General features: G+C 70.8%; 8 protein-coding genes. 4 read left to right on the top strand and 4 right to left on the bottom strand.

From position 1 onward, the window contains the following. Window positions 1-23: 23 nt before the first annotated feature. Window positions 24-881, bottom strand: coding sequence for a LysR substrate-binding domain-containing protein (locus AC1DP9_RS16760; RefSeq protein WP_477107965.1), 858 nt, complete (start codon window positions 879-881; stop codon window positions 24-26). A 129-nt stretch (window positions 882-1,010) separates the two neighbouring features. On the opposite strand from AC1DP9_RS16760, the gene mdtD reads away from it, so the two are divergent. Further along, window positions 1,011-2,417, top strand: a complete 1,407-nt coding sequence (gene mdtD / locus AC1DP9_RS16755) for a multidrug transporter subunit MdtD (RefSeq protein ID WP_477107964.1) — start codon at window positions 1,011-1,013, stop codon at window positions 2,415-2,417. A 21-nt stretch (window positions 2,418-2,438) separates the two neighbouring features. Here mdtD and AC1DP9_RS16750 read toward each other — a convergent pair whose 3' ends face one another. The 3 genes from AC1DP9_RS16750 to AC1DP9_RS16740 form a co-directional block, all read right to left on the bottom strand. After that, window positions 2,439-2,810 carry a hypothetical protein gene (locus AC1DP9_RS16750; RefSeq protein ID WP_177219960.1) on the bottom strand — a complete coding sequence of 124 codons (372 nt, stop codon included), beginning with the start codon at window positions 2,808-2,810 and terminating at the stop codon, window positions 2,439-2,441. Continuing rightward, window positions 2,807-3,478, bottom strand: a complete 672-nt coding sequence (locus tag AC1DP9_RS16745) for an alpha/beta hydrolase (RefSeq protein WP_477107963.1) — start codon at window positions 3,476-3,478, stop codon at window positions 2,807-2,809. Before AC1DP9_RS16745 ends, AC1DP9_RS16750 begins: the two co-directional genes overlap by 4 nt. Window positions 3,479-3,596: 118 nt before the next feature. After that, window positions 3,597-3,908: a hypothetical protein gene (locus AC1DP9_RS16740; RefSeq protein ID WP_092297134.1), complete on the bottom strand. Its 312-nt coding sequence runs from the start codon at window positions 3,906-3,908 to the stop codon at window positions 3,597-3,599. Window positions 3,909-4,392: 484 nt separating this feature from the next. Here AC1DP9_RS16740 and AC1DP9_RS16735 point away from each other — a divergent pair, with 484 nt between their 5' ends. From AC1DP9_RS16735 to AC1DP9_RS16725, 3 genes are all read left to right on the top strand, one after another. Continuing rightward, window positions 4,393-8,490 carry a cobaltochelatase subunit CobN gene (locus AC1DP9_RS16735; protein WP_477107962.1) on the top strand — a complete coding sequence of 1,366 codons (4,098 nt, stop codon included), beginning with the start codon at window positions 4,393-4,395 and terminating at the stop codon, window positions 8,488-8,490. Window positions 8,491-8,602: 112 nt separating this feature from the next. Then, window positions 8,603-12,430: a cobaltochelatase subunit CobN gene (gene cobN, locus AC1DP9_RS16730; protein ID WP_477107961.1), complete on the top strand. Its 3,828-nt coding sequence runs from the start codon at window positions 8,603-8,605 to the stop codon at window positions 12,428-12,430. Further along, entirely contained in the window at window positions 12,427-13,464 is a 1,038-nt protein-coding gene (locus AC1DP9_RS16725) for a magnesium chelatase ATPase subunit I (protein WP_092297144.1), read from the top strand. The genes cobN and AC1DP9_RS16725 overlap by 4 nt, the downstream gene beginning before the upstream one ends. Window positions 13,465-13,486 lie beyond the last annotated feature (22 nt).

The following is a 13,486-nucleotide window of genomic DNA, read 5'->3' as shown; positions in this document are numbered from 1 at the left end:
CGACGAAGCGGGCTGCTGACGCCTCAATCCATGCGCGATGCGCGCAGATCACTCTTGCGCAGCAGCGTCAGCAGCGTCTCCGCCGGCTCCGACAGGCGGCCAGCCGCCAGCGAGATAAATTCCACTTCTGGCAGCGCCGGCAACTCCTGACTGTTGACGGGCGGCACCAGCCCGCGCCCCGCCAGCGCATGCGCCCGCACGGTGATGCCGAGCCCGCCGCGCGCGGCCGCGATGCAGCCGGAATGGCTGCTGCTGGCGCAGACCACGCGCCAGGGCCAGCCGGCCTTGGCCAGCGTGGCGAGCACAATCGAGCGCGTGACGCTGGGCTCGTTCACCAGAATCAGCGGCAGCGGCTGGCGCACGTCGATCACCGTGCCCGGCCGGGCCAGCCATTCCAGCGGCCCCCGGAACAGCGACACGCCGCGCCGGTCGCCCTCGCGCCGCTTGCCGATCATCAGATCCAGCATGCCGGCATCGACCAATTCATAGAGCTTGCCGGTCATGCCGATGGTGATTTCGAGTTCCACGTCGGGATGGGTGTCGCGGAACGCCGCCAGCACATTGGGCAGCGGGCCCTGGGCGAGGTCGTCCGAGGTGCCCAGCCGCACGCGGCCGCGCAGCCGGGGCGCGCTGAACTGCGATTCTGCGCGCGCCAGCGCCTCCAGGATTAGCCGGGCGTGGACCAGCAGCGCTTCGCCATCGGCAGTCAGACGCAGGGAGTGGGTGTCGCGCACGAACAGGCGCCGCCCCACGCTGTCTTCGAGCCGGCGGATATGGTCGCTGACCGACGATTGCGAGAGGCTGAGCTGGCGGCCGGCATCGGTAAAACTGCGCGCCGTCGCCACGGTGGCGAAGGTCTGGATCCAGACGGGATTGAGCATCGGGCCATTGTCATCGGCTTTTCCGATTGCAGTCAATAACGCCAGAGGGGTTCCCGATGGGCAGCCCGGTGTTTACCATAGGGTCCATTGTTCCTGGCCACTGCCGACCAGGGATTACAAAGAATCACCATGACCACCGCTTCAGCCCCCGTCAGCCCAGCCGCCGCCTCGCAGAAGGCCATGCTGTGGATCGTCTTCGCCGGCTTCTTCATGCAGACGCTGGACACCACCATCGTCAACACCGCGCTGCCCTCGATGGCGCACAGCCTCGGCGAAAAGCCCCTCGACCTCAAACCGGTGGTGGTGGCCTACACGCTGACCATGGCGATGCTGACCCCCGCCTCCGGCTGGCTCGCCGACAAGTTCGGCACGCGGCGCGTGTACTTCTGCGCCATCCTGATCTTCGTGCTCGGCTCCATCTACTGCGCCACAGCCCATACGCTCACGCAACTGGTGATCGCGCGGGTGCTGCAGGGCGTGGGTGGCTCGATGCTGCTGCCGATCGGCCGGCTGGCCGTGCTGCGCAATATCCCGGGCGAGCAGTACATCGCCGCGCTGGCGTTCGTGTCGATCGCCGGGCAGGTGGGGCCGATCTTCGGCCCGGTGCTGGGCGGCTGGCTGGTGCAGAGCGCGTCCTGGCACTGGATCTTCCTGATCAACGTGCCGGTGGGGCTGGTGGGCCTGCTGGCGGTGCGCCGCTACCTGCCGGCGGGGGAGGCCGGCGTGGCGCCGCCGTTCGACTGGGTCGGCTGCGGGCTGCTGTCGCTATGCATGGTGGCGTTCTCGCTGGCGCTGGACGTGCCGCACGGCGCATCCCACGCGCTGCTGTGGAGCCTGGGGCTGGCCGCCGTCAGCATCGTCGCCGCGCTGCTTTATATCCCCCATGCACGCCGGCACGCCACGCCGCTGTTCCGGCTGGCGCTGTTCCGCGAGCCGAACTTCAGCGTGGGGCTGGTGGGCAATCTGGTCTGCCGCATCGGTTCCGGCGCGGTGCCGTTCCTGCTGCCGCTGCTGATGCAGTTGCAGCTCGGCTATTCGCCGTTCCATTCGGGCCTGATGCTGCTGCCGGTGGCGGTGGCCGGGACCGTGTCCAAGCGCTGGATCGTGCCGCTGGTCAACCGCTACGGCTACGACAACTTCCTGCTGGTGAACACGCTGATCGTGGGGGCCTCGATTGCCTCGTTCGCGGCGATGTCGCCGGGCTGGCCGCTGGCCCTGTCCATCCTGCAACTGGCCACGTTCGGGGCCTCGAACTCGATGCAGTTCGCGGCCATGAACAGCGTGACGCTGAAGGGCCTCTCGCGCGAGGACGCCGGCAGCGGCAACAGCCTGTTCTCGATGGTGCAGATGCTGGCCATCGGCCTGGGCGTGACGATTGGCGGCGGGCTCGTCAGCCTGTTCTCGAACGAGCTGGGCGTGGCCGCGCCCGCCTATCGGCTGGCCTTCCTGGCGGTGGGCATCATCACGCTGCTGTCGGCCTTCGTGTTCCGGCGACTGGACGGCGAGGCACTCAATCCGGTGCGCCGCGCGGTCTGAGCCCGGTCTGAGCCCTAGCTCTCACTCGGTCACGCCGTTCTCATGGAGCAGCCGTTCGCATTCGTCCAGCATGTCATGGGCGAAGGCGGACTGGTAGTTCGGATCGAGCGCCTCCATCATCTCGTGCGTCGCGTAGAGGCCGGCTTCCCGCGAGAGCGATTCGGACAACTGGCGCGCGAACTGATCGCTCAGCTCCGAAAGCAGGCGCCGTTCCGATAGCGCCAGTTGCAGCTTGGAGCGCGACAGCCACATCCCGGCCAGCGTGGCGCCCTGCGCGTCGGTCATCCATTTGCCGTGTTCGTAGAACGCTGCCAGCCGCTCGGCCGTCAGCGCGAACAGCAGCGCCTTGCGGGTGTTGAAATCGATGCGGGGCGGGGGCGTGGTGGGAATCATGCCAGCCGCTCGCGCAGCCACTGGCCGATATCGGCAATTTCTTCCAGGCAGACCGAGTGCGGCATGCGGTACGTGTGCCAGGCCACCGGCTGCTCCCGCGCGGTGAGGAAGTCCCGGGCGCGCGTGCCCAGGCCCAGCGGCACCACGTCGTCCTCCGTGCCGTGCGCGGCGAACACCGGCGTGGCGGCATTGGCGGGCGTGGCCTCGGCGGCGATCAGGTCTGGCGAGGGGATGTAGGTGGAGAGCGCGATCACTCCGGCCAGCGTCTCCGGGTGCGTCAGCGCCGTGGTGTAGGCGATGGCGCCGCCCTGCGAGAACCCGGCCAGCACGATGCGGCTGGTCGGCACGCCGCGCGCGTTCTCGCGCGCGATCAGCGCGCGGATGGCCTCGCACGAGGTGCGGATGCCCGCCTCGTCGGCGCGCCGGCCGGCTTCGTCGAGCGAATAGATGTCATACCAGGCCGGCATGACGTAGCCGTTGTTGCAGGTGACGGGAATCGCCGGGGCATGCGGGAAGATGAAGCGCACCGCCAGCGTGGCGGGCAGGCCCAGTTCGGGCACGACGGGGACGAAATCGTTGCCATCGGCGCCAAGGCCGTGCATCCAGATCACGCTGTGCGTGGGGTTTGGCGCGGTCTCGAGGTCAATCGCGGGCAGAAGGGTGCTCATGGGCCGGTTCCTTGAAGTCTGGTGCAGACGTGCGCATGCCGCCCCGGAGTGGGGGCGGCATGGCATCGAACGCGGCGAGTATCGCACAGCCGGGCATGCCGGCCGGGCGAAGGAACGGTCAGGCGGCCGAGGGTACGATGGGGACGGTGGTCAGGCCCGGCGCCACGCGCGCGGGCTGCGAGGCCGGCGGCAGGGCGGGTGCCCCGGGGGTGGGCGACATGGCCGCATGGCGACGGTCCGCCACGCCTTCGACACCGGTCGCGCCCACTTCCTCGAGGAACGAGATCATGTTGCGGTAGTAATCGACTTGCATCTGCGCTTCCAGCAGGCGACGCTCTGCCTGAAAAAGCGTCAGCCTCATGTCTTGCAGTTCCTTCTCGGCGATCTTCTCTGGCGTCGGCGGACTGAACAAGTTGGCAAGCGAACGCATGGCAGTTACCTCCAGGGCTGTCTTACGGCTGGGTGATTCGGGATGTGCGCGCCATAGGTCAAATATAGTCGATTCGCCGCGAGGTACACGATGGGTCACCACAATGCATGTGGCGTCGCCCACAAGGATGATTGCCGCCACTTACCTGGATGAGTAGATTGTTCGCCCATTGGCCTCCCGCCCCGTGATTGCGGGGGATCCGGGCGCGATCCGGGGCGATTCCGGCGCCATACTTTGTGATTACTACCGGCGGCTGTGTGACGTAATTGCCTGTCATGGTCAACATTGCAAAGCGGACCGCCGGCGCCCATCCGATGAAAAAAACAACACCCGCGTGGGTGGCGCGCAACAGCAGGTGATCTGCACGCATCAAACATACGTACGAATGGCGCGCGGCTGCCGCATCCACTGCGGGTAAAATGCCGGGCCAGCCGTTTCCGCGATGTGCGGTGTGCTGCCCGTCATGCCATCCTGCCCCCTCCGAGTGACTCCCCATCCTGCCGTCGCCCGCTGCCTGCGCCTGTGGCTCGCGCTGCTCTGCTGCCTGCTGCTGCCCACTTCGGTGGTGGCTGCAGTCGCCGCGGTCGCTGCCGCGCCGGTGCGCGTGCTTGTCGTCACGTCGAACGCCCACCTGCTGCCCGCCGCCGAAGCCGCCTTCCGCGCTGCGCACGGCAACGCGCTGGCCATGTTCACCTTCCGCACCGATGCCCCGGACGCCGCAACGCTGGCGCACGCCGATGTCATCTATGCACGATTCGCCCCGACCACGGTGCTGCGCGCGATGGCACCCGGCGTGCGCCAGGCCGCCGCGCGCGGTGTGCTGGTCTTCGGCGCCCCGGCGGAGAGCGTCGATGCGGCGTGGGGCCCGGTAGCGGCCCGGCGCGATGTTGCTGATGCCGCGCAGCCCTATTGGGAAGCGGGCGGCGTGGACAACCTCGCCGCCTTCCTCGCCCTCGCCGTGGCGGCGCGGCAGCGCATGCAAGGGCTGCCGGCGCAGGACGTGGTCGCCGTGCCCGCCGTGCGCCCTGCGCCGGCGGCCGGCATCTACCATCCGCGCGCGGCGCAGCCGTTCGCGTCGCTGGCGGACTACCTCAAGTGGTACCGGCAGGCCGGCATCGTTGCCGATGGCGCGCCGCTGGTCGGCATCGCCTTCTACGCCACCCACTACCGCCAGCGTGACCTCGCCCATATCGACGCCCTGATCGCCGCGCTGGAGCGCCAGGGCGTAGGCGCGGTGCCGGTGTTCGGCTGGCCGCTCTCGGGGCTCGATGCGCTGGTCACGCAGGATGGCACCACGCCGCTGCGCGCGCTGCTGGCGCTGAACCTGACCATTCCGCGCGCCGAGGACAAGGACTGGCTGGCGCGGCACGGCCTGCACACGATCAACCTGATTGCCACGCGCGACAGCGAAGCCGGCTGGCGTGCCGATGTACGTGGCATCGCCGGGGAGCGGCTGCCGTTGCTGCTGACCGCGCCCGAGCGCAGCGGGGCGACCGAGCCGATCCTGTTCGCCACGCAGGAAGGCGGGGAGGGGAGCCAGCGCAGCGCGGCGGTGCCCGAGCGCGTGGAGGCCATCGTGGCGCGCGTGCGCCGCTGGATCGCGCTGCAGGACAAGCCGCCCGCCAGCAAGCACGTGGCGGTGCTCTACTACAACAACCCGCCCGGGCGCGGCAATCTCGGCGCCAGCTACCTGGCCACGCTGCCGTCGCTCACGCAGATCCTGCAGCGGCTGCGCGCGGCGGGTTATCAAACGGGCGATGACCTGCCAGACACCGCCACGCTGACCGCGCTGCTGGAAGCGAACGGGCGCAACATCGAAACCTGGTCGCCCGGCGAGCTGGCGCGCATGGTGCGCGGCGGCCACGTCACGCTGCTGCCGATGGCGCAGTACCGGCGCTGGTTCGACGCGCTGCCGCCCGCCTTCCGCGCCGCCGTCACGCGGGCCTGGGGCCCGCCCGAGCGCAATCCGCTGATGGTGGCGCGCGACCCACAGGGCGAGCCGGCCTTCGTGATTCCGGGCCTGCGTTTCGGCAATGTGTTCGTCGGCCCCCAGCCGCTGCGCTCGACCTTCGCGCGCGCGATGGATACCTCGCACGACACCATCACGCCACCGCCGCATTCCTACCTCGCCGCCTATCTCTGGTACCGCCATGCCTTCGGCGCCGATGCCGTGGTGCACGTGGGCCGGCACGGCACGCTGGAGTGGCTGCCCGGCAAGCAGGTGGGGCAGGCTGGCGACGACAGCGCCGAAGTGCTGCTCGGCGACCTGCCCAACGCCTACGTCTACATCCAGGATGGCGGCGGCGAGGCGATCCAGGCCAAGCGCCGCAGCGCCGCCGTGCTGGTGAGCCATCTGTCGCCGCTGCTGGCCAGCGCCGGCCAGCCACCCGTGCTGGCGCAGCTCGACGAAGCCATCGAGCAGGCCGAGGCCACGCGGGACAGCTCGCCCGAGCTATCGGCGCAGTACCGGCAGCAGGCCATCGCCCAGATGCGCGCGCTGAAGCTCGACCAGCAACTGGGTCTCGACGCCAACGCACCGTGGGCGCAGATCGAGCCGATCCTGCACGCCTTCCTGCACAAGGTGGAGGCCGAGCCGATGCCGCTGGGCATCCACGCGCTCGGCGAGATGCCGCCCGAGGCCGATCAGGCGGACGCGCTGGCGCTGCTGCTGTCGTCCCAACTGCGCAATTCCGCCCATGACGCCCGGGTGCACGGCTGGGCCGAGGATCTGGTCGCCGGCCGCGCGCCGTCGCTGGACGGACTGGCCGACGATCAGGCGCCTACTGTGCGGGCCGCGCTCCAACTCGCCCGGCAATGGCTGGCCGATCTGCGCGCATCGCCCCGGGGCGAACTGGATGGCCTCGTCACCGTGTTGTCAGGCCGCTATCTGCCGACCGGGCCGCTCGGTGACCCCGTGCGCACGCCCGACGGCCTGCCCACGGGCCGCAACCTCCATGCCTTCGATGGCGCGAAGATCCCCACGCCGGCAGCGTGGGCGCTCGGCAAGACCATGGCCGCGCAGACGCTGGCGCGCTATCGGCAGGAAACGGGGCGGCTGCCGGAGTCGGTGTCGATGGTGCTCTGGTACGGCGAAACGGAACGGCATCAGGGCGCGATGGAGGCCGAGGCGCTCTGGCTGATGGGCGTGACGCCGGTATGGAACGCGCGCGGCGGCGTGGAGGACGTGCGGCTGATTCCCGATGCCGAACTGGGCCGGCCGCGTGTGAACGTGCTGCTGACGATTTCCGGCATCTACCGCGATGGGTTTGGCGACAAGGTGGCGCTGCTTGACAAGGCCGCACGGCTGGCCGCTGCCGCCGGCGACAACGCCATCAGCCGTCACGACCGCACGGTGGCCGCCGCGCTGGTCGCCCGGGGCACGGACCCGGACACCGCCGGCAAACTGGCCCGCGCCCGCGTGTTCGCCGCCAAGCCCGGCAACTACGCCATCGGCGTGCAGCAGATGGTGGAGCAGAGCCGCGATGCGCAGGACGGCCCGGACGCCCTCGCGCGGCAGTACCTGCGCTACATGAACTTCGCCTATTCGGCCGAAGGCTGGGGCGCCAGCGCGCCGGATGCGCTGGCGAGCCATCTGGCCTCGAACGAGGCCGTGCTGTTCTCGCGCACCAGCACGCTGTACGGCGCGCTGGACAACGACGATACCTACCAGTACGCCGGCGGCCTGACCGCCGCCACGCGCGCGGTGCGCGGGCAGGCGCCGCGCTTCTGGCTGCACAACCTGCGCCGCGCCGGCGAGACGGATACCGTGGATGCCCGCACATGGCTGGCCACGGAGTTGAATGCGCGGCAATGGAACCCGAAGTGGATCCGCGCGATGCAGCGCTCGGGCTATGCCGGCGCGCGCGAGATGTATAAGGAGATCGAGCATCTTTACGGCTTCCAGGCCACCGTGCCGGAGCAGATGCCGGGCGAGTTCTGGCAGCGCACCTATGACGTCTACGTGGCCGACAAGCTCGGCCTCGGCATGGACGCCTTCTTCCGGCAGGCCAATCCGCACGCGCAGCAGGGCATTCTGGCGCGGCTGCTCGAGGTGGACCGGCAGGGCAGCTATCGCTTCACGGACGAAGAACGCGCCGAGCTGCTGCGGCGCTACGCGGATGCCGTGCGGCGGGACGGCCTCTCCTGCACGGCCAATACTTGCGGCAACCCGGTGCTGATGGCGCACATCGCGCAGGCGGGCCGGGCCGCGCGGGTGGACCCGGCGCTGCTGCGCGCGCTGGGCCGGGAGTTGGCCGATGCGATGGTGGCGCCGGGGCCGGTGGCGCGGCCGTCGATGACGGCGAAGGCTGCGCCGACGCCGACGCCCGCGCCCGCGCCAGCACCCGCCCCATCGCCACAGGCCGACCGCGCCCAGTCGGTGACGGGTCAACACCTCGTTCCGCGCGTGGCGCCGGTAGCGGCGGCATCGCCCGCCCGCTCGCACCATGGCCCGATAGCGCTGGCGCTGGCTTTGCTCGCCATCGCGCTGGGCGCCTTCCGGGAATGGCGTCGGGCGCGGCGCGCGGCGCCATCACCGTCGTCCGCCGCCGATGGACAGCCATCCCACATCTCTTTATCCTGATCGCCTTCACGCGACCCGCCCCGCCACTGGATTCCGCATGCACACCGCCATGATCCCCGCCACCCTCGTCGCCGGCTTCCTCGGCAGCGCCGCGCTGTCGGCGCGCTGACCCATGCACCTGCTGTCCACCCGGCCCGGCGGCTTTGTCGAGGACAGCGCCGTCGTGCTGCGCATCGCGCAGACGCCCGGCGAGATCGTCGTCCTGAGCGCGGCAGATACCACGCTGTCGCTGCTGGCCGGCGCGGTGCCGCGCCTCGGCCCCGGTTACCCGTCCGTGCGGTTGGCCAACCAGATGTACCTGCGCCAGCCGGCCTCGCTCGATCTCTATATCGACGAAGTGCTCCAGCACGCGCGCGTGGTGGTGGTGGACCATCTGGGCGGCGTCAACGACTGGGCTTACGGGCTGGAGCGGCTGCCGGAACTGGCCCGCGCGCGTGGCCAGTTGCTGGTGATGGGTTCCGGTGACCTGGCCGAGGACGACAACCTCGCCCGGCACGGCAACGCGCCCGCCGCGCTGTCCCATCAGCTCTGGCACTACCTGCGCGAAGGCGGCGCCGGCAACGCCGAGCAGTTTTTCCGCTGTCTGGCTCACCATGCCTTCGGCTGGGGCACACTCGCGCTGCCGCCGCAGGTGCTGCCCGAAGCCGCCATCCATCACCCGGAACGGACGGTCGCCACCGTCGAGGACTGGGCCGCGCGCTGGGCCGCCCACGGGCTGGCCGACGACGCCCCCGTGGTGGCGCTGCTGTTCTACCGCTCGCACCTGCAGGCCGGCAACACGGCCGTCTTCGACGCCATCGCCGATGCCTTGCTCGATGCCGGCCTGCGCCCGCTGCCGCTGGCGGTGACCTCGCTGAAGGCACCGCTCTGCCGTGAAGTGCTCCAGCGCCTGTGCGATGCGCACGAGGTGGCGCTCGTCCTCAACACCACGGCGTTCGCCGTCGCCTCGCTCGACAGCGTCGATGGCGAGGCGGACGCCCCGCTCGCCAACGATGCCCCGGTACTCCAGGTGATCCTGAGCGGCGGCAATCGGGAGGACTGGCTGGCCGACAGCCAGGGGCTGGGCACGCGCGACGTGGCGATGCACATCGCGCTGCCCGAGGTCGACGGGCGGATCATCACGCGCGCGGTCAGCTTCAAGGGGCTGGCCTACCGCTGCCCGCACACCGAGGCGGACATCGTGCAATACCAGCCGGACGCGGAGCGCGTGCGCTTTGTGGCGGAACTGGCGCACCGCTGGTGCCGCCTCCGCACGCTGCCCAACGCCGGGAAGCGCGTGGCGCTGGTGCTGGCCAACTATCCGGCCAGCGAAGGGCGCATCGGCAACGGCGTGGGGCTCGATACGCCGGCGTCGGTCGTGCACATCCTGGCCGCCCTCCATGCCGAGGGCTACGCCATCGACGCGCTGCCGGAGAACGGCGATGCGCTGATGCAGGGCCTGACGCGCGGCATCACCAACGACCTCGACCAGCACGCCGTGCGGCCCGCGTTCCAGAGCGTGACGGTGGACGACTACCGGCGCTGGCTGGCGGCGCTGCCGGCGGCGCTTCAGGACGCGATGACCGCGCGTTGGGGCGCGCCCGAAGCCGACCCGATGGTGCGTCAGGGCCGCTTCATGATCGCCGGCGTGCGCACCGGGCAGGTGTTCGTCGGCATTCAACCCGCGCGCGCCTATGGGGTGGACGGCGATGGCCTGGATGGCTACGCGAGCTATCACGATGCCGAACTCGTGCCGCCGCACGGCTACCTCGCGTTCTACTTCTGGCTGCGCCACGTGTTCGGCATCGACGCCATCGTGCACGTGGGCAAGCACGGCAACCTCGAATGGCTGCCGGGCAAGAGCGTGGCGCTCTCCGACGCCTGCTGGCCGGACGCCATCCTCGGTCCGCTGCCGCACCTGTACCCGTTTATCGTCAATGATCCGGGCGAGGGCGCGCAGGCCAAGCGCCGCACGCAGGCCGTGATCATCGATCACCTGATGCCGCCGCTCACGCGCGCCGAGAACTACGGGCCGCTGCAGGATCTGGAGCGGCAGGTGGACGAGTACTACGAGGCGCTGACCGTGGACGCGCGCCGCGCCCGGCTGCTGCGCAAGGAGATCCTGGCGACGATTGTCGGCCAGCAGCTGCACACGGAACTGGGGCTGGCGGCGCCGGCCGGCGGCGAGGAGGAAGACGCGCTGCTGAATCGCACCGATGCGTGGCTGTGCGAACTCAAGGAGTCGCAGATCCGCGATGGCCTGCACGTGTTCGGCCAGTCTCCGGCCGGCGTGCAGCGCCGGGACACGCTGGCGGCGCTGGCGCGTTTTCCGGTGGGCGATGGCCGGGACGCCCGGGCGGGGCTGCTGACGGCGATGGGCGCCGACCTCCTGCTGGGCGACGACTTCGACCCGCTCGACGCCGACTGGGCCGCGCCGTGGCTGGGGCCGCGCCCGGCGCTGCTGGCGGACATCGACGCCGGCCCGTGGCGCCACCATGGCGACACGCGCGAGCGGCTGGAAATGCTGGCCCTGCGCCTGCTCGACGGGGGGGTGGAAGGCGGGCTGGAGGCCGAAAAAGCGCTGCCGCACACCGCGCAGGTTCTCGCCCGGCTGCGCCAGGAAGTGGCGCCACGGCTGGACGCCTGCGGCGCGCAGGAACTGACGCAGCTAATGCGCGGCCTCGCCGGGCGCTTCGTGCCGCCCGGCCCGAGCGGGGCGCCCTCGCGCGGCCGGCCGGATGTGCTGCCCACCGGCCGCAACTTCTATTCGGTGGATACCCGCGCGGTGCCCACGCGCACGGCGTGGACGCTCGGCCTGCGCGCGGCCAACCTGCTGATCGAACGGCACCTGCAGGAACACGGCGAATATCCGCGCGCGGTGGGCCTGTCGGTCTGGGGCACGGCGACCATGCGCACCGGCGGCGACGACATCGCCCAGGCCATGGCCCTGCTCGGCGTGCGGCCCAAGTGGGCGCAGGGCAGCCATCGCGTGGTGGACTTCGAGATCCTGCCGATGGCCAACTTCGGCCGCCCGCGCGTGGACGTGACGCTGCGCGTGTCCGGCTTCTTCCGCGATGCCTTCTCCAACCTCGTGGCGCTGTTCGACGCCGCCGTGCGCGCCGTGGCGGATCTCGACGAGCCGGCGGACGTCAACCCGATCCGCGCCCGCGTGCTGGCGGAGCAGGCGCGGCTGCAAGCCGGGGGCGCCGCGCCGGACGAGGCGCGCGAGCGCGCCGGGTGGCGCGTGTTCGGCGCCAGGCCCGGCGACTACGGCACCGGCCTCCAGGCCCTGATCGACGGCCGCCAGTGGCAGGACGACGCGGACCTCGCCCACGCCTACCTGCACGCGGGCGGCTACGCCTACGGGCAGCGTGCCGATGGCATCGACGCGCGCGACGCCTTCGCCACCCGGCTGGCCGAGATCGACGCCGTGGTGCAGAACCAGGACAACCACGAGCACGACCTGCTCGACGCCAACGACTACTACCAGTTCCAGGGCGGCATGGTGGCCGCCGTGCGGCATCTGGGCGGCGAACAGCCGGCGATTTACCACGGCGATCACGCCAACCCGGCCGCGCCGCGCGTGCGCACGCTGGGCGAGGAAATCGCCCGCGTGATCCGGGCGCGGGTGGTCAATCCCAAGTGGATGGATGGCGCGCGCCGGCACGGCTACAAGGGCGCGTTCGAGATGGCCGCCACGGTGGACTACCTGTTCGGCTACGATGCCACGACCCGCGTGGTGGGCGACCACCAGTACGCGCTGGTGGCGGACGCCTACGTCCACGATCCCGTCAATCGCGAATTCCTCGCCCGGCACAATCCGCGCGCGCTGCAAGGCATCTGCGAGCGGCTGCTGGAGGCCATGGAGCGCGGGCTCTGGCAAGAACCGGGCGCCCAGCGCGGCCGGATCGAACAACATCTGCTCGATAACGAGCAGCGCATCGAAGGTCAATCCTTATGAGTCCCGTCACCGTCGTGCGACATCCGTTTCCGTTCAGCGCCCTGGTCGGCCAGGCGCGGCTGCAACAGGCGTTGCTGCTGGCTGCCGTCGATCCCGGCATCGGCGGCGTACTGGTCACCGGGCCGCGCGGCACGGCCAAGTCCACGGCGGCGCGCGCGCTGGCGGAGTTGCTGCCGCATGGCCACTTCGTCACGCTGCCGCTGGGCGCCAGCGAGGAACAGCTAACCGGCACGCTGGACCTGAGCCACGTGCTGCAGCAGGGCGAGGTGCGCTTCGCGCCGGGCCTGCTGGCGCGCGCGCACGAGGGCGTGTTGTATGTGGATGAGGTCAACCTGCTGCCGGACCCGCTGGTGGACCAGCTGCTCGACGTGGCGGCCAGCGGCGTGAACGTGGTGGAGCGCGATGGCGTGTCCCATCAGCACGCGGCGCGCTTCGTGCTCGTCGGCACGATGAATCCGGAGGAGGGCGAGTTGCGCCCGCAGCTGCTCGACCGCTTCGGCCTCGCGCTGGCGCTCGACAACTACGCCGACCCGGCCACGCGGCAGGCCATCGTGCGCGCCCGGCTGGCGTTCGATACCGACCCGGAGGCGTTCCGCGCCGCCGTGGCGACGGCCCAGCAGGCGCTGGCGGCGCAGGTCGCCCGGGCGCGCGGCGCGCTCGGCGGGCTGGATTTCTCCGATGCCGTGCACGCCCATGTCAGCGCGCTGTGCCTGGCGGCGGCGGTGGATGGCGTGCGGGCGGACCTCGTCATGCTGCGCGCCGCACGCGCGCTGGCCGCGTGGGACGGCGCCCCGGCGGTGACCGTGGCGCATGTGGATGCCGTGGCGGAGCTGGTGCTCCATCATCGTCGCCATGCGGGGTCGCCGGCATCCCCCGAAGCTGGCCAAGTGGAATCGGCCGGGGAGCGTGCCACGGCGCCCGCGCCGCAGGACAACCCGTGGGGCGCCATGCCGCCCCCGGCTGACACCGCCGCCGGCATCGCCAGCATCAAGCCGCTGCGCGCCTTCGGGAATCGCCCGCCAAAAAAAGCCTGAGCCACCGGCAGGCCGCCGGGCA

Source organism: Cupriavidus sp. 01L43 (assembly GCF_056399925.1).
The sequence above is the reverse complement of the archived record's forward strand: the minus strand, read 5'-3'. Positions and strand labels throughout refer to the sequence as shown.